Source organism: Hydrogenophaga sp. RWCD_12, from assembly GCF_046604225.1.
Lineage (GTDB): Bacteria > Pseudomonadota > Gammaproteobacteria > Burkholderiales > Burkholderiaceae_C > Hydrogenophaga.
Map to the genome: position 1 here is coordinate 296577 of NZ_JBKIXC010000001.1, position 19710 is coordinate 316286.

23 protein-coding genes are annotated in these 19710 nt (G+C 65.7%); 17 read left to right on the top strand and 6 right to left on the bottom strand.

What is annotated here, in order from left to right; genetic code table 11:
- The 5 genes from ACLIJ1_RS01465 to ACLIJ1_RS01485 are packed head-to-tail and all read left to right on the top strand — an operon-like array spanning nt 1 to nt 4403.
- Nucleotides 1-1476: an NADH-quinone oxidoreductase subunit M gene (locus ACLIJ1_RS01465; RefSeq protein ID WP_411363700.1), complete on the top strand. Its 1476-nt coding sequence runs from the start codon at nt 1-3 to the stop codon at nt 1474-1476.
- Nucleotides 1477-1511: 35 nt separating this feature from the next.
- Complete coding sequence (gene nuoN / locus ACLIJ1_RS01470) at nt 1512-3020, top strand: NADH-quinone oxidoreductase subunit NuoN (protein ID WP_411363701.1); 1509 nt, start codon at nt 1512-1514, stop codon at nt 3018-3020.
- Nucleotides 3017-3319, top strand: coding sequence for a DUF2818 family protein (locus tag ACLIJ1_RS01475; RefSeq protein ID WP_411363702.1), 303 nt, complete (start codon nt 3017-3019; stop codon nt 3317-3319). The genes nuoN and ACLIJ1_RS01475 overlap by 4 nt, the downstream gene beginning before the upstream one ends.
- Nucleotides 3320-3331: 12 nt before the next feature.
- A complete protein-coding gene (locus ACLIJ1_RS01480) occupies nt 3332-3928 on the top strand; it encodes an NUDIX domain-containing protein (protein ID WP_411363703.1) in 597 nt (198 codons plus the stop codon).
- A gap of 7 nt (nt 3929-3935) precedes the next feature.
- Nucleotides 3936-4403, top strand: a complete 468-nt coding sequence (locus ACLIJ1_RS01485) for a DUF1178 family protein (RefSeq protein WP_411363704.1) — start codon at nt 3936-3938, stop codon at nt 4401-4403.
- Nucleotides 4404-4436: 33 nt separating this feature from the next.
- On the opposite strand, the gene ACLIJ1_RS01490 is transcribed toward ACLIJ1_RS01485, so the two are convergent.
- Nucleotides 4437-5765: a Glu/Leu/Phe/Val family dehydrogenase gene (locus ACLIJ1_RS01490; RefSeq protein ID WP_411363705.1), complete on the bottom strand. Its 1329-nt coding sequence runs from the start codon at nt 5763-5765 to the stop codon at nt 4437-4439.
- Between the two features lie 145 nt (nt 5766-5910).
- Nucleotides 5911-6879, bottom strand: a complete 969-nt coding sequence (locus tag ACLIJ1_RS01495; protein WP_411363706.1) for a dipeptidase — start codon at nt 6877-6879, stop codon at nt 5911-5913.
- 189 nt (nt 6880-7068) lie between these two features.
- Between ACLIJ1_RS01495 and ACLIJ1_RS01500 the strand changes: the two genes are divergently transcribed.
- The 5 genes from ACLIJ1_RS01500 to ACLIJ1_RS01520 all read left to right on the top strand — a co-directional run bounded on the left by ACLIJ1_RS01500 (nt 7069) and on the right by ACLIJ1_RS01520 (nt 12698).
- Nucleotides 7069-8661 carry an ABC transporter substrate-binding protein gene (locus tag ACLIJ1_RS01500; RefSeq protein ID WP_411363707.1) on the top strand — a complete coding sequence of 531 codons (1593 nt, stop codon included), beginning with the start codon at nt 7069-7071 and terminating at the stop codon, nt 8659-8661.
- A gap of 164 nt (nt 8662-8825) precedes the next feature.
- The gene (locus ACLIJ1_RS01505; RefSeq protein ID WP_411363708.1) at nt 8826-9854 is read left to right on the top strand and encodes an ABC transporter permease subunit; all 1029 of its coding nucleotides are present in this window, start codon (nt 8826-8828) and stop codon (nt 9852-9854) included.
- Nucleotides 9851-10708: an ABC transporter permease subunit gene (locus ACLIJ1_RS01510; RefSeq protein ID WP_411363709.1), complete on the top strand. Its 858-nt coding sequence runs from the start codon at nt 9851-9853 to the stop codon at nt 10706-10708. The genes ACLIJ1_RS01505 and ACLIJ1_RS01510 overlap by 4 nt, the downstream gene beginning before the upstream one ends.
- A gap of 20 nt (nt 10709-10728) precedes the next feature.
- Nucleotides 10729-11715, top strand: coding sequence for an ABC transporter ATP-binding protein (locus tag ACLIJ1_RS01515; protein ID WP_411364764.1), 987 nt, complete (start codon nt 10729-10731; stop codon nt 11713-11715).
- The gene (locus tag ACLIJ1_RS01520) at nt 11712-12698 is read left to right on the top strand and encodes a dipeptide ABC transporter ATP-binding protein (RefSeq protein ID WP_411363710.1); all 987 of its coding nucleotides are present in this window, start codon (nt 11712-11714) and stop codon (nt 12696-12698) included. Before ACLIJ1_RS01515 ends, ACLIJ1_RS01520 begins: the two co-directional genes overlap by 4 nt.
- A 10-nt stretch (nt 12699-12708) precedes the next feature.
- Here ACLIJ1_RS01520 and ACLIJ1_RS01525 read toward each other — a convergent pair whose 3' ends face one another.
- Nucleotides 12709-14496 carry an ABC transporter transmembrane domain-containing protein gene (locus tag ACLIJ1_RS01525; protein ID WP_411363711.1) on the bottom strand — a complete coding sequence of 596 codons (1788 nt, stop codon included), beginning with the start codon at nt 14494-14496 and terminating at the stop codon, nt 12709-12711.
- A gap of 49 nt (nt 14497-14545) precedes the next feature.
- On the opposite strand from ACLIJ1_RS01525, the gene ACLIJ1_RS01530 reads away from it, so the two are divergent.
- Nucleotides 14546-15895, top strand: coding sequence for a GDSL-type esterase/lipase family protein (locus ACLIJ1_RS01530; RefSeq protein ID WP_411363712.1), 1350 nt, complete (start codon nt 14546-14548; stop codon nt 15893-15895).
- A gap of 9 nt (nt 15896-15904) precedes the next feature.
- Here the strand turns inward: ACLIJ1_RS01530 and ACLIJ1_RS01535 are convergent, their stop codons facing one another.
- Both ACLIJ1_RS01535 and ACLIJ1_RS01540 read right to left on the bottom strand, forming a co-directional pair.
- Complete coding sequence (locus ACLIJ1_RS01535) at nt 15905-16195, bottom strand: hypothetical protein (protein ID WP_411363713.1); 291 nt, start codon at nt 16193-16195, stop codon at nt 15905-15907.
- A 56-nt stretch (nt 16196-16251) separates the two neighbouring features.
- Nucleotides 16252-16575 carry a hypothetical protein gene (locus ACLIJ1_RS01540; protein ID WP_411363714.1) on the bottom strand — a complete coding sequence of 108 codons (324 nt, stop codon included), beginning with the start codon at nt 16573-16575 and terminating at the stop codon, nt 16252-16254.
- Nucleotides 16576-16897: 322 nt separating this feature from the next.
- Between ACLIJ1_RS01540 and ACLIJ1_RS01545 the strand changes: the two genes are divergently transcribed.
- The 5 genes from ACLIJ1_RS01545 to ACLIJ1_RS01565 are packed head-to-tail and all read left to right on the top strand — an operon-like array spanning nt 16898 to nt 18611.
- On the top strand, nt 16898-17212 hold the full coding sequence (locus ACLIJ1_RS01545; protein ID WP_411363715.1) for a BON domain-containing protein: 315 nt from the start codon (nt 16898-16900) through the stop codon (nt 17210-17212).
- A gap of 53 nt (nt 17213-17265) precedes the next feature.
- Nucleotides 17266-17652 (top strand): hypothetical protein, encoded by a 387-nt coding sequence (locus tag ACLIJ1_RS01550; RefSeq protein WP_411363716.1) that lies wholly within the window; start codon nt 17266-17268, stop codon nt 17650-17652.
- Between the two features lie 15 nt (nt 17653-17667).
- Entirely contained in the window at nt 17668-18054 is a 387-nt protein-coding gene (locus ACLIJ1_RS01555; RefSeq protein ID WP_411363717.1) for a hypothetical protein, read from the top strand.
- A complete protein-coding gene (locus ACLIJ1_RS01560) occupies nt 18051-18446 on the top strand; it encodes a hypothetical protein (protein ID WP_411363718.1) in 396 nt (131 codons plus the stop codon). The genes ACLIJ1_RS01555 and ACLIJ1_RS01560 overlap by 4 nt, the downstream gene beginning before the upstream one ends.
- Nucleotides 18447-18461: 15 nt before the next feature.
- Nucleotides 18462-18611 (top strand): lmo0937 family membrane protein, encoded by a 150-nt coding sequence (locus ACLIJ1_RS01565; RefSeq protein WP_411363719.1) that lies wholly within the window; start codon nt 18462-18464, stop codon nt 18609-18611.
- 94 nt (nt 18612-18705) lie between these two features.
- Here ACLIJ1_RS01565 and ACLIJ1_RS01570 read toward each other — a convergent pair whose 3' ends face one another.
- The gene (locus ACLIJ1_RS01570; protein WP_411363720.1) at nt 18706-19320 is read right to left on the bottom strand and encodes a glycine zipper 2TM domain-containing protein; all 615 of its coding nucleotides are present in this window, start codon (nt 19318-19320) and stop codon (nt 18706-18708) included.
- A 146-nt stretch (nt 19321-19466) separates the two neighbouring features.
- On the opposite strand from ACLIJ1_RS01570, the gene ACLIJ1_RS01575 reads away from it, so the two are divergent.
- Nucleotides 19467-19709 carry a hypothetical protein gene (locus ACLIJ1_RS01575; RefSeq protein ID WP_411363721.1) on the top strand — a complete coding sequence of 81 codons (243 nt, stop codon included), beginning with the start codon at nt 19467-19469 and terminating at the stop codon, nt 19707-19709.
- The last annotated feature ends 1 nt before the right edge of the window (nt 19710 follow it).

The following is a 19710-nucleotide window of genomic DNA, read 5'->3' on the forward strand; positions in this document are numbered from 1 at the left end:
ATGGGTTTGCTGAGCCTTGCGATCTGGACACCGGTCCTCTTCGGTGTCGTGTTGCTGGCCCTTGGTCGCGATGACCAGGCCAGTGTGGTGCGTTGGATCGCCCTGGTGGGATCGCTGATCTCCCTGGCGGTGACGATTCCGCTGTACACCGGCTTCAAGCTGGGAACGGCTGCCATGCAGTTCGTGGAGAAATCGGTCTGGATCGACCGTTTCCATGTCAACTACCACCTGGGCGTGGATGGCATCTCCCTGTGGCTGATCCTCCTGACCGCATTCATCACGGTGATCGTGGTGCTGGCGGGCTGGGAAGTGATCACCGAGCGTGTGAACCAGTACATGGGCGCCTTCCTGATCCTCTCGGGTCTGATGATCGGTGTCTTCTCTGCGCAGGACGGCATGCTGTTCTACGTGTTCTTCGAAGCCACTCTGATCCCGATGTACCTGATCATCGGTATCTGGGGAGGTCCGAACAAGATCTACGCCGCGTTCAAGTTCTTCCTCTACACGCTGATGGGCTCGCTGCTGATGCTGGTGGCCCTGATCTATCTGTACAACCAGTCCGGTGGCAGTTTCGATCTGGCGACCTGGTACAAGCTGCCGCTTGGTGGCCATGCACAGACCCTGTTGTTCTTCGCTTTCTTCGCGGCGTTTGCCGTGAAGGTGCCGATGTGGCCAGTGCACACCTGGCTGCCCGACGTGCACGTGGAGGCCCCGACCGGTGGCTCCGCCGTGCTGGCGGCCATCATGCTCAAGCTGGGTGCCTATGGTTTCCTGCGCTTCTCGCTGCCCATCCTGCCCGACGCTTCGCACCAGTGGGCGTGGCTGATCATCGGTCTGTCCCTGGTTGCCGTGATCTATGTCGGCCTCGTGGCCATGGTTCAGAAAGACATGAAGAAGCTGGTGGCCTATTCGTCGGTGGCCCACATGGGCTTCGTGACCCTGGGCTTCTTTGTTTTCAGCGACCTGGGTGTCTCCGGGGCCATCGTGCAGATGATTGCCCACGGTTTTGTCTCGGCCGCCATGTTCCTCTCCATCGGCGTGCTGTACGACCGCGTGCACTCGCGCGAGATCGCCAGCTACGGGGGTGTCGTCAACACGATGCCCAACTTCGCGGCGTTTGCACTGCTGTTCACCATGGCCAACTGCGGCCTGCCGGGAACGGCTGGTTTCGTGGGTGAGTGGATGGTGATCCTGGCTGCGGTCAAGGCCAACTTCTGGATTGGCATGGCAGCGGCGTCGGCACTGATCTTCGGAGCGGCTTACTCGCTGTGGATGTACAAGCGGGTGTATCTCGGCCCGGTCGCCAACGACCATGTCAAGGAGCTCACCGACATCGGCAGCCGCGAATTCCTCGTGATGGCGCTGCTGGCGATTGCCGTGCTGGTCATGGGTGTCTATCCCAAGCCGTTCACCGATGTGATGGATGCGTCGGTGGCCGAGCTGCTGCGCCACGTCGCCGTGTCCAAGCTGCACTGATCCCTAGCCGAGCCAACGAATAAGCGAGTCTTCTCATGATTGACCAACTCAGCTGGGTGGCGGCCTACCCGGAACTTCTTTTGCTGACGATGGCCTGCGTGATCGCGCTGGTCGATCTGTCGGTCAAATCCCCCAAGCGCAACGCGACCTACGGCCTGACGCTGCTGACGCTGGCCGTGGTGGCCTACCTTCAAGGCACTGTTGCGGCCACTGGCCAGACGATCCTGGGCTTTGGCGGCCTGATCGTCAGTGACCCGATGGGCCAATGGCTGAAGTGCTTCGCCGCGCTGGCGATGATGGTGACCCTGGTGTATGGCCGTGACTACGCCAGTTCGCGCGACATGCTGCGTGGCGGTGACCTGTTCACGCTGTCGCTGTTTGCGCTGCTGGGCATGTTCGTGATGATTGCCGGCCACAACTTCCTGGTGATCTACCTGGGTCTGGAGCTGCTGACCCTGTCGAGCTATGCCCTGGTGGCGCTGCGCCGCGACGACGGCAAGGCGATTGAAGCTGCCATGAAGTACTTCGTGCTGGGCGCATTGGCCAGCGGTTTCCTGCTGTACGGCCTGTCGCTGGTGTATGGCGCGACCGGATCCCTGGACGTGACGGGTGTGATGAAGGCCATTGCCGGCGGTCCTGCCACGCTCAAGGGTTCGTCGCAGGTCCTGATGCTGGGGCTCGTGTTCGTGGTGGCCGGTCTGGCGTTCAAGCTCGGTGTGGTTCCGTTCCACATGTGGGTGCCCGACGTCTATCACGGTGCTCCGACAGCCATCACGCTGATGGTCGGTGGTGCACCCAAGCTGGCCGCCTTTGCCATCGTGATCCGGTTGCTGGTCGAAGGCATGGCGCCGTTGGCTGTCGACTGGCAGCAGATGCTGACGGTGCTGTCGGTGGCCTCGCTGCTGATCGGTAACCTGGCGGCCATTGCGCAGACCAACCTCAAGCGCATGCTGGCGTTCTCCACCATCTCCCAGATGGGCTTCATGCTGCTGGGTCTCCTGGCCGGTGTGGTTTCCAGTGCCAAGGGCCTGGACACCAGCAACATGGCCAACGCCTACGGTGCGTCGATGTTCTATGTGGTGACCTATGTGCTCACCACCTTGGCCACGTTCGGAGTGATCCTTCTTCTCTCCCGCGATGGCTTCGAGTCCGAAGAGATTCGTGACCTCGCCGGTCTGAACCAGCGCAGCCCGTTCTATGCCGGCGTGATGGCGGTGTGCATGTTCTCGCTCGCCGGTGTGCCGCCGCTGGTCGGCTTCTACGCCAAGCTGTCGGTGCTGCAGGCGCTGCTGGCCTCGTCTCAACCGATGTACATCGGTCTGGCGGTGTTCGCCGTCGTCATGTCGCTGATCGGTGCGTTCTATTACCTGCGACTGGTCAAGGTCATGTACTTCGATGCGCCGACACAGACGGCTGGCATTTCGGCCGGCATGGACGTGCGCTCCGTGCTGTCGGTCAACGGTGCGCTCGTGCTGATCCTGGGCATCGTGCCTGGTGGCCTCATGACCCTGTGTGCGAAGGCGGTTGCTTCGCTGTTCGCGTGAACGCTTCCGTTTCGGTCTGGCTGGTGCTGGCTGCGGCCATCGTTGGCGCCAATCTGCCGTTTCTGAACCAGCGCTGGCTGGGGGTGATTCCACGGTCGGCGCCCAAGACCCTTGGGCTGCACGTGGCGGAGCTGGTGGTCTGCTACTTCCTGGTGGGAGCTCTTGGGCTGGCGCTGGAAAAGGCCGACGGCCAGATCTACCCGCAAGGGTGGGAGTTCTATGCCACCACCGCCGCACTGTTTCTCACGCTGGCGTTTCCCGGCTTCGTCTACCGCTACCTCTTCAAGCGGCACGCCTGATTCTGTCGCCGCATGAGCCAAGACGCCCACTTGCGTGAAGAGCCGGTGTCCCGCTCAGAGTTGCTGCGCGGACATTTCCTGCATGTGGTCCGCGACACCGTGCGCCTGCCTTCCGGGCGAGAGGCGACCCGCGAGTACGTGCTGCATCCTGGCGCCGTGATGGTGATCGGTTTGCTGGACGATGGCCAGCTCATCATGGAGCGGCAATACCGCTACCCGATGCGCAGCACCATCGTCGAGTTCCCTGCGGGCAAGCTGGATGCTGGCGAGGGCAGTCTGGCCTGCGCCAGACGTGAGCTGCGGGAAGAAACCGGGTACAGCGCCAACGAGTGGGCGTTTGCCGGACGTCTCGCACCGACCATCGCTTATTCAGACGAGATCATCGACATCTGGTTTGCGCGCGGACTCGTGGCTGGCGAACGCCATCTGGACGAGGGAGAGTTCCTGGATGTGTTCAGTGCCTCGCCCGACGAGTTGCAGGCCTGGTGCCGCGACGGCACGATCATCGATTGCAAGACCCTGGTGGGCGCCCTTTGGCTGCAAAACGTTCTGTCGGGGGCATGGTCGCTCGACTGGTCGGGTGCCATGCCGCCCGAGGTCGCCAGATAATCTCTGCATGAAGGTTCTCAACCTGCAGTGCGCGCACCAGCACGACTTTGAAGGCTGGTTCGCGTCGGAAGTTGATTTTCACCAGCAGCTGGATCGTGGCTTGCTGAGCTGCCCGCTGTGCGGGGATGCGCAGGTGCGCAAAATGCTGTCGGCACCCCGTCTCAACCTTGGCAGGTCGCGTGAGGAGGCTGCTGCCCGTCCAGCGGCAGCGGAAGGACAGGTCGAGCTCGGGCGCACGGCGCCGGGCTCCGAGTTGCAGGGGCGACTGCTGCGCGCGATGCGCGAAGTAATGCAGCAGACCGAAGACGTGGGAGAGCGTTTTGCCGACGAGGCGCGCGCCATGCACCACGGCGAGATGGAGCAGCGAAATATCCGCGGTCGCACCACGCCCGACGTGGCGATGGAACTGATCGAGGAGGGCATCGAGGTGATGCCCTTGCCGTCACTGCCGCCGCTCAAGGAAACCTTGCAGTAAAAAGCCCCGCATCGCGGGGCTTTTTGTCGGGTGTCAGGGATACAGACCGCGCAGGTCGCGCGCATGCAGGATGCGCTTGCAGGCGACGATGAAGGTCGCGGTGCGCAGGCTGACCTTGTTGTCCTGTGCCACCTGCCAGACGGCGGCGAACGCGCCCTTCATGATCTTCACGAGGCGCTCGTTGATCTCGTCCTCGCTCCAGAAGAAGCTGGAGAAGTCCTGCACCCACTCGAAGTAGCTCACCGTCACACCGCCGGCATTGGCAATCACGTCGGGCAGCACCAGGATGCCGCGGTCGTGCAGGATGTCGTCGGCCTGCGGCGTGGTCGGACCGTTGGCGCCTTCGATGACCATCTTCGCCTGGATGCGGCCTGCGTTGGCTTCGGTGATCTGCTGCTCCAGCGCGGCCGGGATCAGGATGTCGCAGGGCACGCCCCAGAAGGCGTCGTTGTCCATCACTTCGGCGTCGGTGAAGCCGGCGACCGAGCCGACACGGGCCACGTGGGCCAGCAGGGCGGGAACGTCCAGTCCCGACTCACGGTAGATGGTGCCGCCGTGGTCCTGCACAGCAACCACCTTGGCGCCGGCGTCGGCGAACAGCTTGCCAGCGACACCGCCGACGTTGCCGAAGCCCTGCACCGCCACGCGTGCCTTGCTGATGTCCATGCCGATGTGTTTGGCGGCTTCGGTACCGACGGTGAACACGCCACGACCGGTGGCTTCGCGACGGCCGAGCGAGCCGCCCAGGTCCACTGGCTTGCCGGTGACGACACCGGTAGCGGTCGAGCCTTCGTTCATGGAGTAGGTATCCATCATCCAGGCCATCACCTGCTCGTTGGTGTTGACGTCGGGCGCGGGGATGTCCTTGGTCGGGCCAATGATGATGCCGATCTCGCTGGTGTAGCGGCGGGTCACGCGTTCGAGTTCGCCGAGGCTCAGCTGGCGCGGATCGACGCGGATGCCCCCCTTGGCGCCGCCGTAGGGCACATTGACGGCCGCGTTCTTGATCGACATCCAGGCCGACAGTGCCATTACTTCGGACAGGGTCACGTTCTGGTGGAAACGCACGCCGCCCTTGCCGGGTCCGCGGCTGGTGTTGTGCTGCACGCGGTAGCCTTCGAAGTGGGCCACGGTGCCGTCATCCAGGTGAATTGGCACGTCGACAATCAGGGTGCGCTTGGGGCGCTTGAGCGTGTCGACCCAGCGCGCGAGGCTGCCCAGGTAAGGGGTGACGCGGTCAACCTGTTGCAGGTAGATGCCCCAGGGGCCGAGGTTGGCCGGGTCGAGGTAGGAAGGCAGGGCGTTGGTGAAGGCGGCGGGGCTGTTGGCCGCGGCGCCGGCCGGGTGCGGTGCTTGTGACATGTGCGAGGGGTCCTTGTGGGTTGTCTCATCGCTTCCGTGTGGAACCGATGGGCGCGACTGTACGGACCCCGCTCATGAACTGTCCAAGGCCGAGTTGCCATCTGGTTATGCATCGGACGCATAACCATGGCTGTTGTGCTCCGACTCAGGAACCCCAGACCGCGCGCGCCACCCGCGCCATGTTGCCGCCCAGCGCCCCTGCGATCTCAGCATCGTTCATGCCAACGGCACGCAATGCCTCGGGCATCTGTGGCCAGGCGTCCACCGGGGCGTAGCGCATCTGGCGGATGCCGTTGCCGTAGCCTTCCGATGCGGGCCACCAATAGCCCGGATCGAAGGGCGGCGGTGGATCGTCGTCCAGACCCGGCTGGCCAAAGCCGATGTCCAGTCCCAGGCCGACGTGCTCGGCGCCGACCAGTTGCGCGACATAGGCCATGTGGCGGGCCATGTCGGTCGCACAGGGTTCTTCCACGCCAAGAAAGCGCGACACCCCGGACATGCAGACCACGCCGCCGGTCGCGGCGCAGGCGCGGATCTGCTCGTCGGTGATGTTGCGGCCATGCTCGACCAGAGCCAGCGGATTGGCGTGGCTGAACACGACCGGCTGGGCCGAATGGGCCAGGATGTCCAGCGTCGTGCGGCGCTCGGTGTGCGAGCAATCGAGGATCACGCCCGCCGCGTTGGCTGCTTCGACCATGCGCCGGCCCAGCGCGGTCAGACCCTGCGGCTCGTCGTGGCAGCCGCCCGCGACGCTGTTGTTGCGGTTGTAGGCGAAGTGCATCTGGCGCACGCCAAGATCGCGGTACAGCGCCACCATCTCTGGCCGTTCGAGCAGCGGCAGAGCGCCTTCGAGGTCAAAACCGACCGCGAGTTTTCCCTCGTGACGCGCGCGTTCGATGTCCGCTACCGTGTCGGGCAGCAGATAGCGTTCGGGATGCGCGGCGATCTGTGCACGAAAGGAGGCGATCACCGGCAGGATCTGCGTGAGCGGGTTCATGTCCATGCCCACATTGATGCTCACGTAGTGCACGCCGGCGGTGCGGTAGCGCTCCAGTGGTGCAAGCGTGGCGTCGGGGTGCAGGGGCAGACAGGTGTGGGCTTCCCAGAGGATCATGTGAGTGCTCGTTGGCGCGTGCTGCGCAGTGGCACCGATTTTGCAACCCTTGATGCGGGTCAAGTGGACCCTTTGTTCTGCATCGGTGGCTCCACCGTCGGTGACAGGGCTGTGACTTTTTGTATTGATAATGCTTTTTCGCATGACGGCCCGGGAATCCGCCCGGGTCGACCAACCTGAGGATGACCTATGTTTGAACTGAAGAAACTGGCCGTGGCACTGGGCCTGACGGCGGTGGCGATGGCTTCGCATGCAGCGGGCACGCTGATCTACTGTTCCGAAGCCAGCCCCGAAGGCTTCGACAACGCGCAGTACAGCGGCGGCAACACCTTCGACGCCTCCGGTCACGCGATGTTCAACCGACTGGTCGAGTTCAAGAAGGGCTCCACCGACATTCGCCCCAGCCTGGCCGAGTCCTGGACCATCTCCCCCGACGGCACCGTGTACACCTTCAAGCTGCGCAAGGGCGTGAAGTTCCACACCACCGACTTCTTCAAGCCCTCGCGCGAGTTCAACGCCGACGACGTGATCTTCACCTTCGGCCGCATGGCCGACAAGGAACATCCGTTCAACAAGGCCTATCCGGCCACCTACCCGTTCATGTCGGACACCGGCCTGGACGGCAACATCGAATCGATCACCAAGACCGATCCGCTGACGGTGATCTTCAAGCTCAAGAAGCCCGACGCCGACATGCTGTCGAAGATCGCGCTGCCCTTCGCCTCCGTGCTGTCGGCCGAGTTCGCCAACAAGCTGGTCGCCGAAGGCAAGGCCTCGCAGATCAACCAGCAACCGGTCGGCACCGGCCCGTTCGTGCTGCGCCGCTACGAGAAGGACGCCCAGATCCGCTACGTGAAGAACAAGGAATACTGGAACGCCAAGGACGTGCTGGTCGACAACCTGATCTTCGCGATCACCACCGATGCCTCGGTGCGCTTCCAGAAGCTCAAGGCTGGCGAGTGCCACATCATGTCGCAGCCCAAGCCGCAGGACATTGCCGCGATGAAGGCCGACCCGGCCCTGAAGGTCGACACCGCGCCAGGCTTCAACATCGGCTACCTGTCCTACAACACCGAAAAGCCCCTGTTCGCCAAGCCCGAAGTGCGCCAGGCGCTGGACATGGCGATCAACCGCAAGGCCATCCTCGACGCGGTCTATCAGGGCCAGGGCCAGGAAGCGACGAACCCCTTCCCGTCGTCGCTGTGGTCCTACAACCCCAAGCTGAAGAACGCCGCCTACAACCCGGAAAAGGCCAAGGAGCTGCTGAAGAAGGCTGGCGTGGCCGAAGGCACCGAATTCACCCTGTGGGCGATGCCGGTGCAGCGTCCGTACAACCCCAATGCCAAGCTGATGGCCGAGATGATCCAGGCCGACTGGGCCAAGATCGGCATCAAGGCCAAGATCACGCAGTACGAATGGGGCGAGTACCTCAAGCGCCTGAAGCAGGGTGAGCACGACACGGGCCTGATCGGCTGGACCGGCGACTACGCTTCGCCCGACAACTTCCTGGGCGTGCTGCTGACCTGCGAAGCCATCGGCGGTTCCAACTACGCGCGCTATTGCAGCAAGGAGTTCGATGCCCTGGTGCTCAAGGCCCGCAACAGCGTGAACCAGAAGGAACGCACCGAGCTGTACACCAAGGCGCAGGAAGTCTTCAAGAAGGACCTGCCGTGGTCGACCATTGCCCACTCGATGGTCAACCAGCCGATGCGCAAGGAACTCAACGGCTTCAAGATCAGCCCCTTCGGTGACTACAACTTCGAAGGCGTCAGTGTGAAATGACCCCCCGCGCCGCCCGCGGCGTCCCCCCCCCGGGGGGCAACGCGAGCGGCCCGGCGGAGCCGGTTCCGCCGCGTTCTGGTTCAGACACGTTGCTCCGGAAAGATGGCGGGCGTCATTTTTGACGCCCGTTGTCGTATTCCTTCAAGAACAAGAGGCATCTGCGCATGCTGAGTTACATCTTCCGGCGTCTGCTGGTGCTGATCCCCACGTTTCTGGGTGTCACGCTGCTGACCTTTTCCCTCATTCGCCTGATTCCTGGCGACCCGGTGGAGGTCATGGTGGGCGAGCGCACGCTCGATCCCGAGATGCACGCTGCGGCACTGAAGCGACTGGGCCTGGACCAGCCGCTGCACGTGCAGTACGGCCGCTACCTGGGGCAGTTGCTGCAGGGTGATCTGGGCCATTCGCTCAAGACGCAGGCCAGCGTGTGGAGCGAGTTCAAGACCCTGTTTCCGGCCACGCTGGAACTGGCGCTCTGCGCGCTGCTGATCGCGCTGGTGTTTGGTCTGATCGCTGGCGTGATGGCGGCGGTCAAGCGTGGCAGCTGGATGGATCACACGGTGATGACGGCGGCCCTGACCGGCTACTCGATGCCGATCTTCTGGTGGGGCCTGCTGCTGATCCTGATCTTCTCGGTCGGGCTGGGATGGACGCCGGTGTCCGGACGGCTGGACCTGATGTTCGACGTACCGCCGCAGACCGGCTTCATGCTGGTCGATGCCTGGCTGGCGGAGCGCGCCGATCCCGAACTCAACAACGGTGCGCTGTGGGATGCAGTGCGCCACCTGATTCTCCCGGCCATTGTGCTGGGCACGATCCCCCTGGCGGTGATCGCGCGGATGACGCGTTCGTCGATGCTGGAAGTGCTGCGCGAAGACTACGTGCGCACGGCGCGCGCCAAGGGCCTGTCGCCCGCCCGCGTGATCTTCGTGCACACACTGCGCAACGCGCTGATCCCGGTGCTGACCGTGGTCGGCCTGCAGGTCGGCACGCTGATGGGCGGCGCGGTGCTGACCGAGACCATCTTCTCCTGGCCGGGCATCGGCAAGTGGCTGATCGAAGCCATCGGAAGGCGTGACTATCCGGTGGTGCAGAACGGCATCCTGCTGGTCGCCACCCTGGTGATCCTGACCAACTTCACCGTGGACCTGCTCTACGGTGTGGCCAACCCACGCATCCGGGTGACGTCATGAACTTCGGCGAATTTTGGCGGGCGTTTTCGCTCAACAAGGGCGCGGTGGCCGGGCTGGTCTTCATGGCGATCGTGGTGGTGCTGGCGCTGCTGGCGCCCTGGGTCGCACCTTACAGCCCGGTCGAGCAATACCGCGAACACTTCCTGCAGGCGCCGTCCTGGGCCGGTGGCAGCAGCCAGTTCCTGCTGGGTACCGACGAGCTCGGGCGCGACCTGCTCTCGCGGCTGATCCACGGCGCCCGGCTGTCGCTGCTGGTCGGACTGATGTCGGTGCTGATGGCGATGGTGCCGGGCGTGATCCTCGGGCTGGTGGCGGCGTTCGCCGGCAAGTGGGTCGATGCCAGCATCATGCGGGTGATGGACATCGTGATGGCACTGCCCTCGCTGCTGATGGCGGTGGCGATCATGGCCATCCTCGGCCCGGGCCTGCTCAACGCCATGATCGCGATCGCGCTGGTGCAGCTGCCGGCCTATGTGCGGCTGGTGCGGGCGTCGGCCATGAGCGAGCTGCAGCGCGACTATGTGACGGCCGCACGGCTGTCGGGCGCGCGCACGCTGCGCCTGATGTTCGTGACGGTGCTGCCCAACTGCACCGCGCCGCTGATCGTGCACGCGACCATGAGCTTCTCCGCCGCCATCCTCGAAATCGCGGCGCTGGGCTTTCTCGGTCTGGGCGTGCAACCGCCGCTGCCCGAGTGGGGCACCATGCTCGCCTCGGCGCGCGACTACATCGAACGTGCCTGGTGGGTGGTGACGCTGCCGGGACTGACGATCCTGCTGTCGGTGCTCGCGATCAACCTCGTGGGTGACGGCCTGCGCGACGCGCTCGACCCCAAACTCAAGTCGGCTTCATGAGCACGCAGGAAACACACACCATGAGCCTGCTGGACATCCAACAACTGAGCGTCGAGTTCGGCGCGAAATCCAAGGCCACGGGACACGCCTTCCGCGCCGTCGACGGGCTGGACCTGCAGCTCGACCAGGGCGAGGTGCTGGGCATCGTCGGCGAGTCGGGCTCGGGCAAGTCGGTCGCGATGATGGCGATGATGGGCCTGCTCGCGGGGCAGGGTCGGGTCAACGCCGAACGCCTGCACTTTGATGGTCAGGATCTGCTCAAGATCAGCGACCGGCAACGCCGCAAGATCCTGGGCAAGGACATGGCCATGATCTTCCAGGATCCCATGACCTCGCTGAACCCCTGCTTCACCGTGGGCTATCAGCTCGAAGAGGTGCTGCGCGAGCACATGGGCCTGCGGGGCGCGGCGGCGCGCGCGCGGGCGCTGGAGCTGCTGCAGATGGTCGAGATCCCTGGTGCGGCCAGCCGGCTCGACAGCTACCCGCACCAGTTCTCGGGCGGCATGGCACAGCGCGTGATGATCGCGATGGCGATCGCCTGCAACCCCAAGCTGCTGATCGCCGACGAACCGACGACGGCGCTGGATGTGACCATCCAGGCGCAGATCATGGAGCTGCTGGTGCAGCTGCAGAAGGCGCACCACATGGCGCTCATCCTCATCACCCACGATCTCGCGGTGGTGGCCGAGGTGGCGCAACGCGTGGCCGTGATGTATGCCGGCCAGGTGGTCGAGCAGGGCGCCGTCTCGCGCCTGTTCGCCGCACCCTCGCACCCTTACACCGCAGCGTTGCTGCAGAGCGTGCCTGAACACAGCCGCGGCGCGCGCCGCCTGCACACCCTGCCGGGCATCGTGCCGGGGCAGCACGACCGGCCGGCCGGCTGCCTGCTCGCGCCGCGCTGCCCGTACGTGCAGGACCGCTGTCAGAACGAGCGCCCGCCCTTGCGTGCGCACGAAGGTGAACAGGTGCGCTGCTTCTTCCCGTTGATGGCCCAGGAGGCGTCATGAGTTCCGCCCCCGAAACCCTCGCCGCCGGCGTGCCCGTGATGGTCGCCGAGTCGCTGACCCGGCATTACGGTGTCTCGCAAGGCGCGCTCAAGCCCAAGCTGACCGTCAAGGCGCTGGTCGATGTGTCGTTCCAACTGGCCGCGGGCCAGACGCTGGCCGTGGTCGGTGAATCCGGTTGCGGCAAGAGCACGCTGGCGCGCCAGCTCACCCTGATCGAACCACCGACCGAAGGCCGGCTGCAGGTGGGCGGCGAGTGGGTGGTACCCGGCGACCGCGCGCAGTACAAGCGCCTGCGCAGCCAGGTGCAGATGGTGTTCCAGAACCCCTATGCGTCGCTCAATCCGCGCCAGAAGATCGGCACCCAGATCGCCGAGCCGCTGCTGTTGAACACCACGCTGTCGTCCGACGAGCGCCGGCAGAAGGTGCAGGAGATCCTGCAGCGCGTGGGTCTGCGGCCGGAACATGCCGACCGCTATGCCCACATGTTCTCGGGTGGCCAGCGCCAGCGCATCGCGATCGCGCGTGCCATGGTGCTGCAGCCCAAGATCCTGGTGGCCGACGAGCCGACCTCGGCGCTGGACGTGTCGATCCAGGCGCAGGTGCTCAACCTGTTCATGGATCTGCAGGAGCAGCTGAACACGGCCTACGTGTTCATCTCGCACAACCTCGCCGTGGTCGAGCACATCGCCGATCACGTGATGGTGATGTACCTGGGGCGCGTGGTGGAGTCGGCGCCGAAGAAGACGCTGTTCGCCAACGCGTTGCACCCGTACACGCAGGCGCTGCTGTCGGCCACGCCGTCGATCGATCCGGCGCAGCGGCAGAAGAAGATCCCGATCACCGGGGAGCTGCCCAGTCCGCTGAACCCACCGTCAGGTTGTGCGTTTCACAAGCGGTGTCCGCGGGCGGATGCGCGCTGTGCCGCCGAGTTGCCGTTGTTGCGGGAAGTCGAAGGGCGGCTGGTGGCTTGCCACCACGTGTGATGTCTCTGGTTCAGGCGTTGAACTGCAACGCCGCCAGCCGCGCATACACCCCGCCCAGCGCCACGAGTTCTGCGTGCGTGCCTTGCTCCACCAGACGCCCGTGGTCCAGCACCACGATGCGGTCGGCCTGCTGCACGGTCGCCAGGCGGTGCGCGATCACCAGCGTCGTGCGGTCTTTCATCGCCGACTCCAGCGCCGCCTGCACCATGCGCTCGCTCTGCGCGTCCAGCGCACTGGTGGCTTCGTCGAGCAGCAGCAGTGGCGGGTTCTTGAGCATGGCGCGCGCGATCGCGATGCGTTGACGCTGCCCGCCCGAGAGCCGCACGCCGCGTTCGCCCAGGAACGTGTCGTAGCCCTCGGGCAGTCGGGTGATGAACTCTTCGGCGAAGGCCGCGCGCGCGGCGGCCCGCACCTCCTCGTCGCTCGCGCCGGGCTTGCCGTAGCGGATGTTCTCCAGCGCGGTGCCTGAAAAAATCACAGGGTCCTGAGGCACGATGCCGATGCGCTGGCGCAGGTCGTGCAGGCTCATCTGCTGGACCGGCACGCCGTCGAGGGAGATCGTTCCGGACGACGGGTCGTACCAGCGCAGCAGCAGGCCGAACACGGTGGTCTTGCCGGCGCCACTGGGGCCGACCAGCGCGACGGTCTGGCCGGGCAAGACGTCCAGCGACAGGTCGGTCAGCGCAGGCTGCGTGGGGCGCGACGGATAGTGGAAGCCCAGGCCGTCGAATCGCAGTGCGCTGCCGCCCTGAGGCCAGGGCACGGCGACGGGTTGTTCGGGCGACTGCACTGGCGAAGTCATCGCCAGCAGTTCCATCAGGCGTTCACTCGCACCGGCGGCACGCAGCAGATCGCCATAGACCTCGCCGAGCACGGCGACCGCACCCGCGAAGATGATGATGTAGACCACGGTCTGGCCGAGGTGGCCGGCGGTGATCTCGCCGGCGATCACTGCCTGTGTGCCCTGGTAGAGGCCCCAGAGCAGCAGGGCGGCGGTGCTGATGATGATGAAGGCCACCAGCGCGGAGCGGGCGCGGCTGCGGCGCACGGCGGTGCCGAAGGCGTTCTCGGTGGCGGCGGAGAAACGGTCGGATTCGCGGTCTTCGCCGTTGTAGCTCTGCACCACCGGGATGGCGTTGAGCACCTCGGCCGCGATGGCGCTGGAATCGGCCACGCGGTCCTGGCTCGCGCGCGAGAGGCGGCGCACGCGGCGGCCGAACCACATGCTGGGCAGCACCACCAGCAGGATGATCAGCGCCACCTGCAGCATCACATACGGGTTGGTCCAGACCAGCATCACCAGCGCGCCGATGCCGGTGACGGCATTGCGCAGCCCCATCGACATCGACGAGCCGACCACGGTCTGCACCAGGGTGGTGTCGGTGGTCAGGCGCGAGAGCACCTCGCCGGTCTGCGTGGTCTCGAAGAACTGCGGGCTCTGGCGCAGCACATGGCTGTAGACCGCGTTGCGCAGGTCGGCCGTGACGCGTTCGCCCAGCCAGCTCACGAAGTAGAAGCGCGCCGCCGAGGCCAGCCCCAGCACCACCGCCACGCCGAACAGCAGCACGAACTGGCCGCGCAGCGCCATCGCCTGCTCGCCGCGCAGACCAGGCACCAGTCCGCCGTCGATCAGGCCGCGCAGGGCCATCGGGAACATCAGGGTGGCGCCCGCAGCCAGCATCAGGAAGAACACGGCCGTGGCGACCTGCCAGCGGTAGGGCCGCAGGAAGGGCCAGAGGCCACCGAGGGACGTGGGGCGGGTGCTGCGGGGGCGGTCGCTGCCGGTGGGAACGCTCATGGGGTGGGGGCGGGATAATCGCGGGTTTGTTTCCGTCGTGACAGAGCCGATGAACCTTTTACCACTTCGATCCCGTCTTCTGCGTCTGGCACTCCCGCTTGCCTGCGCTTTCCTCACGGCCTGTGGTGGCTCGGCGGGCAACGACGGCAGTCAGGTCACCATGGACACCTGGGCGCGCTTCAATGCCTCTGGTGCTCCGTTGCCCGAGCTCTCGGAAGACGAGAAGAACGAAACGATGCTGGGCCATGCGGCGCGGCTCAACCGCAGCGAGCTCGACACCAAGCGGGCACAGGCCCTGCGGACCGGCGGCAGCCAGCTCTCGGGCCTGACGCGCAAGGTCTACGCCGATCAGATGCCGGTCTACCGCTTCTACAACAGCAGCACCGGCGCGCATTTCTTCACTGCCGCCGAGGCCGAGCGCGACCAGGTGATCGCCTCCCTGCCGCAGTTCCAGTATGAGGGGCAAGCCTTCGTGGTCAGCCGCAGCGCCCAGCCGGGGCTGTCGCCGGTGCACCGCTTCTACAACGCCGCCCGCGGCGTGCACTTCTTCACCATCAGCGAAAGCGAAAAGGCCTACATCCAGGCCAACCTGCCCGCCTACCAGTACGAAGGCATCGCCTACCACGCCAGCGCCACGCCGGGCGCCGGGCTCAAGCCGCTGTTCCGCTTCTACCGGCTGGGCGTGAAGTCCCATTTCTACAGCGGCAACGTTGGCGAGCGCGACACGGTCGTCCAGACCCACTGCGATTACCGCTACGAAGGCACGGCCTACTACGTGATCGACCCGTCTGCCAGTGGTGTCGAACCGCCCGCGCCGCACACCAACCGCACCGTGCTGCTGATCGGCGATTCGCTGACCCAGGGCTACGGCTACGGCGTGACCAACGAGTGGTTCTCCTTCGTGTCGCCGGGGCAGGTCTGGTCGCAAACGCTGGCGGCGGCCATCCCGGCGCGCACCGGCCACGGCTGCGACCGGCTGGTCGACGTGAGTCTGGGCGGCATGCAGACCCACCACGGCGTCGAGCGCCTGGGCGGCTGGCTGGACCGCTACTGGCCGTCGCACATCATCCTGGCGCAAGGCACGAACGACGCCTGGCAGTCGGTCGACATGGACGATATCCGCGCCAACCTGAACTGGATGGCGCAGACCACCCGCAATGCTGGGGCGCGGCTGTATGTCATGGACTTCCTGTTCTATCCGCGGGGCGACGACTACCAGCGCGAGCTGACATCGACCTACCAGTGGGTGGCGGCGGCAAACGGGGGCGTGTACATCAGCGCCACGGGCCATCTGCCCAGGGTCGACACCTACTTCTTCCCGGACGACGTGCACCTGCGCGACGCGGCGCAACCGTCGATCATGGAGACGGTGTGGAGTGCCCTGCAGCCATCGTTCTGAGCCCCAGGCTCAGAGCGGCGCGTGGGGGTTGCCGAGCACCCGCGTGTGCACCGCTTCCAGATCGTGGATCAGCACGTCGATCTGTTCCATGAACTGGTCGCGGCTGGCGTGGGGATGGCGGGTGATCAGCTCCGTGGACCGGTCGGCCAGTTCGGGCTCGCCGGCCTGGCGGGCCCAGCGGCGCACTTCGCAGTAGGCAAGCAGGGCCAGCCGCCCCATGTCGCCGGTGCGGCGGGCATGGACCATTTCCCCGAGGATGTCCTCAAGGCCGTGTTGCAGGGGAGCGATCAAAGTACTCATGTTGCAACGCAGCATTATCCGGATAACGGTAACGTCTTGCAACGAATAGGCTTACTTTAGGGGTGGCACCCTTGCGGCAGCGGTTTCATACCCCGGATGCGCTGCACCGCGACCGTCTGGCAATGAAAGCGGGCGATCACATCGTGGGCATCGGCCCGCAAGGCACACAGCTCGCCGGCCGTGCTGGCACGGGCGATGCGGCGCTGCAGGCGCAGGGAACTGGTACTGGCGCAGTCGCGGACCGCATCGTGCAGGGCGTTGCGCATGCACTGCAGTTCGGCCAGCGTCACAGGCCGGGGTGACGGCACCGGGGTGCGCCGGAATTTGTCGAACAGTCGCTGCAGGTCGGTCTTCATGGTGGAGCCCTGAATGGATCGCATCGCGGGATCGGCGTCCGGTCTTGTGGATGGCTGCCGATGCTTCAAGAATGAATTGTTCCGGTTTGCGCTCCACATTTGCCGGGAGCGCAGTCCAGACGCGCAGTGCAATGCGTCACGGATCTGTGGACGCGCCGCCCCACACCCGCGCACCTGTCGGCAGGGATGACCGGTGGTCCGTCACCGCGGCCATGGTGCGCCAGCGCACCGACGCCAGCGCACACACGGCCTAAGGTCAGCCCCATGGTTTCTTCAGTTCGCTGACCTGCCATGGGGCGCCGCCTCCGGTGGCGCTGACCGATCCACACCGTACAGAAAGCCCCTCATGAAACTCCAGTCACATGTTGCATTCGTCCTGCTCGCCACCGCGTCGTTCGCCTTTCTCGGCGGCTGCGCATCGTCGTCAACCCAGGAAAGCACCGGCCAGTACGTCGACGACACCGCGATCACCACCAAGGTGAAGGCGGCGATCTTCCAGGACGACGTGCTGAAGTCGGCCGAGATCAATGTCGAGACCTACAAGGGTGCGGTCCAGCTCAGCGGATTCGTGCGCAGCGAGGCCGACATCCAGCGCGCGGTCGCACTCGTGCAGAAGGTCGGTGGCGTGCGTTCGGTCAAGAACGACATGCGCCTGAAGTAAATCCACGCCAATCCGGCCATCCCCTTTTTTTCCCCCATTCCAGAGGCATCCCCATGAACACCAGCAACGATCCCCTCAAGACCCTCGGTGAAGACGCCGCTTCGGTGGCGCACGCCGTCGCGCAGACCACCGAACACGCCATGCGTTCCGCCCAGCAAGGCATGGACCGTGTGTCCGACAGCATGAACGTGGCGCGCAACCAGTCCGGTACCGCGTTGCGGCAGTTCGCGCACCAGACCGAAGCCCTGGCCAGCGACGGCATGGAAGCGGTGCGCGAAGGCGCCCAGCAGCTGCGCGAGAAGTCGCTGCAGGTGCGCGACGCCACCACCAACTACATCCAGCACGAGCCGGTCAAGTCGGTCCTGATCGCGGCCGCGGTGGGTGCCACGCTGATGGGCCTGGTGGCTCTGTTCAGCCGGCACGGCAGCACCGGTCGCTGAGGCACGGGCCTGGCCATGATCCATCCGGTGTTCCGTCTGGCGGCGGCACAGCCCCTGTGGCTGGCCGAGCATGCCGCGGCCTACGCAAGCCTGCTGTCCGAGGAGCTGGTGCGCAACGGCGAGCGGTTGCAGCGCCGGCTGGTCCTGCAAATGGCGGGCGGCGCCTGTCTGCTGGTCGCAGCCACGCTGGCCGGTGTGGCGCTGCTGCTGTGGGCCAGCCTGCCCGACGCGGGAAGCATGCGCATGCCCTGGCTGCTGTGGGTCACACCGGCCGTGCCGGCGCTGCTGGGCCTGTGGGCGCTTCGGATCGCGCAGGCGCCGGTGACGCAGGAGCCTTTCGCCCGCCTGCGTGAGCAGCTGAGCATGGACGCGGCGCTTCTGCGCACGCCGGACGCACCATGAAACCCGACACCCCGTACAAACCGAGCCCCGCTGCGGCCAGCGCCGCGCAGGTGCGGCTGGCCGAGAGCCGGGAGCGTCTGGCGCTCTGGCTGGCGGCCGACCGCGCCGGGCAGGGCCGTCCTACGCTGGGGGCGCTGGCCGCCGGCGTGGTGTGGCCGCTGCTCAAGGGCTTGCGCGAACATCCGTCGGCCTCGCTGGCGCTGGGCGCTCTCGCTCAGGGCCTGCTGCGTCCGACGCCAGCGCGCACCGCCTTGCGCGAAGCGACACCGCCAGACGCGAGCGAGGGTCTGGCGCTGCTGCGCCGCCATCCGAAGGCGGCGCTGGCCCTTGCGGCCGCTGTGGGCGCCGTGTGGTTCTGGAAACGCTCGCGCACCCGTTCCCCCACCCGTTGAAACAAGGAGTCTTCCATGCTGTACACCATCGCACTCATCCTGCTCATCCTCTGGCTGCTGGGGCTGGTGACGTCCACCACCCTGGGTGGCTTCATCCACGTCCTGCTGGTGATTGCCATCGTCATCGTGCTGCTGCGGGTGATCAGCGGCCGCAACCCGCTCTGAGCTTTTCCTCCAGCGCAAAAAGGGTGGCATTGCCACCCTTTTTGTTTGGGACCCTTGCCGGGTCATCGGCCCCGCCGCCGACCCGGTCACCGCTTCAGTCGCGCGGCTCGCCGTCTTCGTTCACCGTGATGCCTCGGCCCTGCGGTGGTGAACGCATCTGCACGTGGTGCGTGACGCCGCGGAAGCGGTAGATCACGTCCCAGTAGGCGGGCTCGCTGCTCACGGCGTCGTTTGAGCATCGCTGCACATCGCGCGTGGTCACCGGATTGCCGTAGCGGTCGTTGCCCACGCTGGAACCGATGAGCACGCCGGCCACCGCACCACCCGCGGTCGCAATGTCCTTGCCGGTGCCGCCGCCGACCTGGTGGCCGAGGATGCCGCCCAGCACGCCGCCGATGATCGCGCCGGGCACGTTGGGTGCCGGACGCTGCGGCGCCACCGATTCGCGTTCGATCCAGCAGTGCTGTCCACCCGGACCCATCACGGCGCGCACCGAGGTGATGTCGGCTTCGTAGAGCCGTTCGTTGTCGCGCCGCTGGTAGTCGCGGCCGGGTGAGGAGCGCCAGTCGGATGCGGGTGCGCGTGCCTGGACGATCATCGGCTCGCCTTGCGGATAGGGGGCTGCGCATGCCGTGAGGACCACGGTGGCGGCAGCGATCGGCCACCCCTTCAGATGCTGGAACAAGGTTCGGGGCTGTTGGGTGTTCATGGGGATTCCTGTGGAGTTGGTGCCCCACGGTAGGGCGGCCAGACGGCAAGGTCTGTTCGTCGGCGCACAGACCGCCGGCACGCTGCGCCGTACAACCGGAACACGCTGCAAACCCACCCCTTCCACCTTCACACGAGGTCCTGGCCATGCCCAAAGTTTCTTCACTGGCTCCCAGCTGGGACACCGCTTCCCTGGGCCATCCGGCAGACATCTCTCCCCTGGAACTGTCGGTGCTCGGCGAGCATCTGAACCTGTGTGGTCACCTGCGCGGGCCGTGGCAGAGCCTGCAGGCCGGCGCCGACCAGATGCAGGGCTTTCTGGCCGGGCGCGTGGTCACCACGGTGCTGGTGGTGACCCTGCTGGCCGGCGGCTTCTGGCTGATGCTGTAAG

Excerpts from the sequence above, each read along its gene's own strand:
- ACLIJ1_RS01465 (WP_411363700.1), top strand. The coding sequence starts at position 1 with ATGGGTTTGCTGAGCCTTGCGATCTGGACACCGGTCCTCTTCGGTGTC.
- ACLIJ1_RS01520 (WP_411363710.1), top strand. The coding sequence starts at position 11,712 with ATGAGTTCCGCCCCCGAAACCCTCGCCGCCGGCGTGCCCGTGATGGTC.
- ACLIJ1_RS01565 (WP_411363719.1), top strand. The coding sequence starts at position 18,462 with ATGCTGTACACCATCGCACTCATCCTGCTCATCCTCTGGCTGCTGGGG.
- ACLIJ1_RS01510 (WP_411363709.1), top strand. The coding sequence starts at position 9,851 with ATGAACTTCGGCGAATTTTGGCGGGCGTTTTCGCTCAACAAGGGCGCG.
- ACLIJ1_RS01500 (WP_411363707.1), top strand. The coding sequence starts at position 7,069 with ATGTTTGAACTGAAGAAACTGGCCGTGGCACTGGGCCTGACGGCGGTG.
- ACLIJ1_RS01540 (WP_411363714.1), bottom strand. The coding sequence starts at position 16,575 with ATGCGATCCATTCAGGGCTCCACCATGAAGACCGACCTGCAGCGACTG.
- ACLIJ1_RS01480 (WP_411363703.1), top strand. The coding sequence starts at position 3,332 with ATGAGCCAAGACGCCCACTTGCGTGAAGAGCCGGTGTCCCGCTCAGAG.
- ACLIJ1_RS01560 (WP_411363718.1), top strand. The coding sequence starts at position 18,051 with ATGAAACCCGACACCCCGTACAAACCGAGCCCCGCTGCGGCCAGCGCC.
- ACLIJ1_RS01525 (WP_411363711.1), bottom strand. The coding sequence starts at position 14,496 with ATGAGCGTTCCCACCGGCAGCGACCGCCCCCGCAGCACCCGCCCCACG.
- ACLIJ1_RS01515 (WP_411364764.1), top strand. The coding sequence starts at position 10,729 with ATGAGCCTGCTGGACATCCAACAACTGAGCGTCGAGTTCGGCGCGAAA.
- ACLIJ1_RS01495 (WP_411363706.1), bottom strand. The coding sequence starts at position 6,879 with ATGATCCTCTGGGAAGCCCACACCTGTCTGCCCCTGCACCCCGACGCC.
- ACLIJ1_RS01490 (WP_411363705.1), bottom strand. The coding sequence starts at position 5,765 with ATGTCACAAGCACCGCACCCGGCCGGCGCCGCGGCCAACAGCCCCGCC.
- ACLIJ1_RS01505 (WP_411363708.1), top strand. The coding sequence starts at position 8,826 with ATGCTGAGTTACATCTTCCGGCGTCTGCTGGTGCTGATCCCCACGTTT.
- ACLIJ1_RS01555 (WP_411363717.1), top strand. The coding sequence starts at position 17,668 with ATGATCCATCCGGTGTTCCGTCTGGCGGCGGCACAGCCCCTGTGGCTG.
- ACLIJ1_RS01550 (WP_411363716.1), top strand. The coding sequence starts at position 17,266 with ATGAACACCAGCAACGATCCCCTCAAGACCCTCGGTGAAGACGCCGCT.
- ACLIJ1_RS01545 (WP_411363715.1), top strand. The coding sequence starts at position 16,898 with ATGAAACTCCAGTCACATGTTGCATTCGTCCTGCTCGCCACCGCGTCG.
- ACLIJ1_RS01535 (WP_411363713.1), bottom strand. The coding sequence starts at position 16,195 with ATGAGTACTTTGATCGCTCCCCTGCAACACGGCCTTGAGGACATCCTC.
- ACLIJ1_RS01485 (WP_411363704.1), top strand. The coding sequence starts at position 3,936 with ATGAAGGTTCTCAACCTGCAGTGCGCGCACCAGCACGACTTTGAAGGC.
- ACLIJ1_RS01575 (WP_411363721.1), top strand. The coding sequence starts at position 19,467 with ATGCCCAAAGTTTCTTCACTGGCTCCCAGCTGGGACACCGCTTCCCTG.
- nuoN (WP_411363701.1), top strand. The coding sequence starts at position 1,512 with ATGATTGACCAACTCAGCTGGGTGGCGGCCTACCCGGAACTTCTTTTG.
- ACLIJ1_RS01530 (WP_411363712.1), top strand. The coding sequence starts at position 14,546 with ATGAACCTTTTACCACTTCGATCCCGTCTTCTGCGTCTGGCACTCCCG.
- ACLIJ1_RS01570 (WP_411363720.1), bottom strand. The coding sequence starts at position 19,320 with ATGAACACCCAACAGCCCCGAACCTTGTTCCAGCATCTGAAGGGGTGG.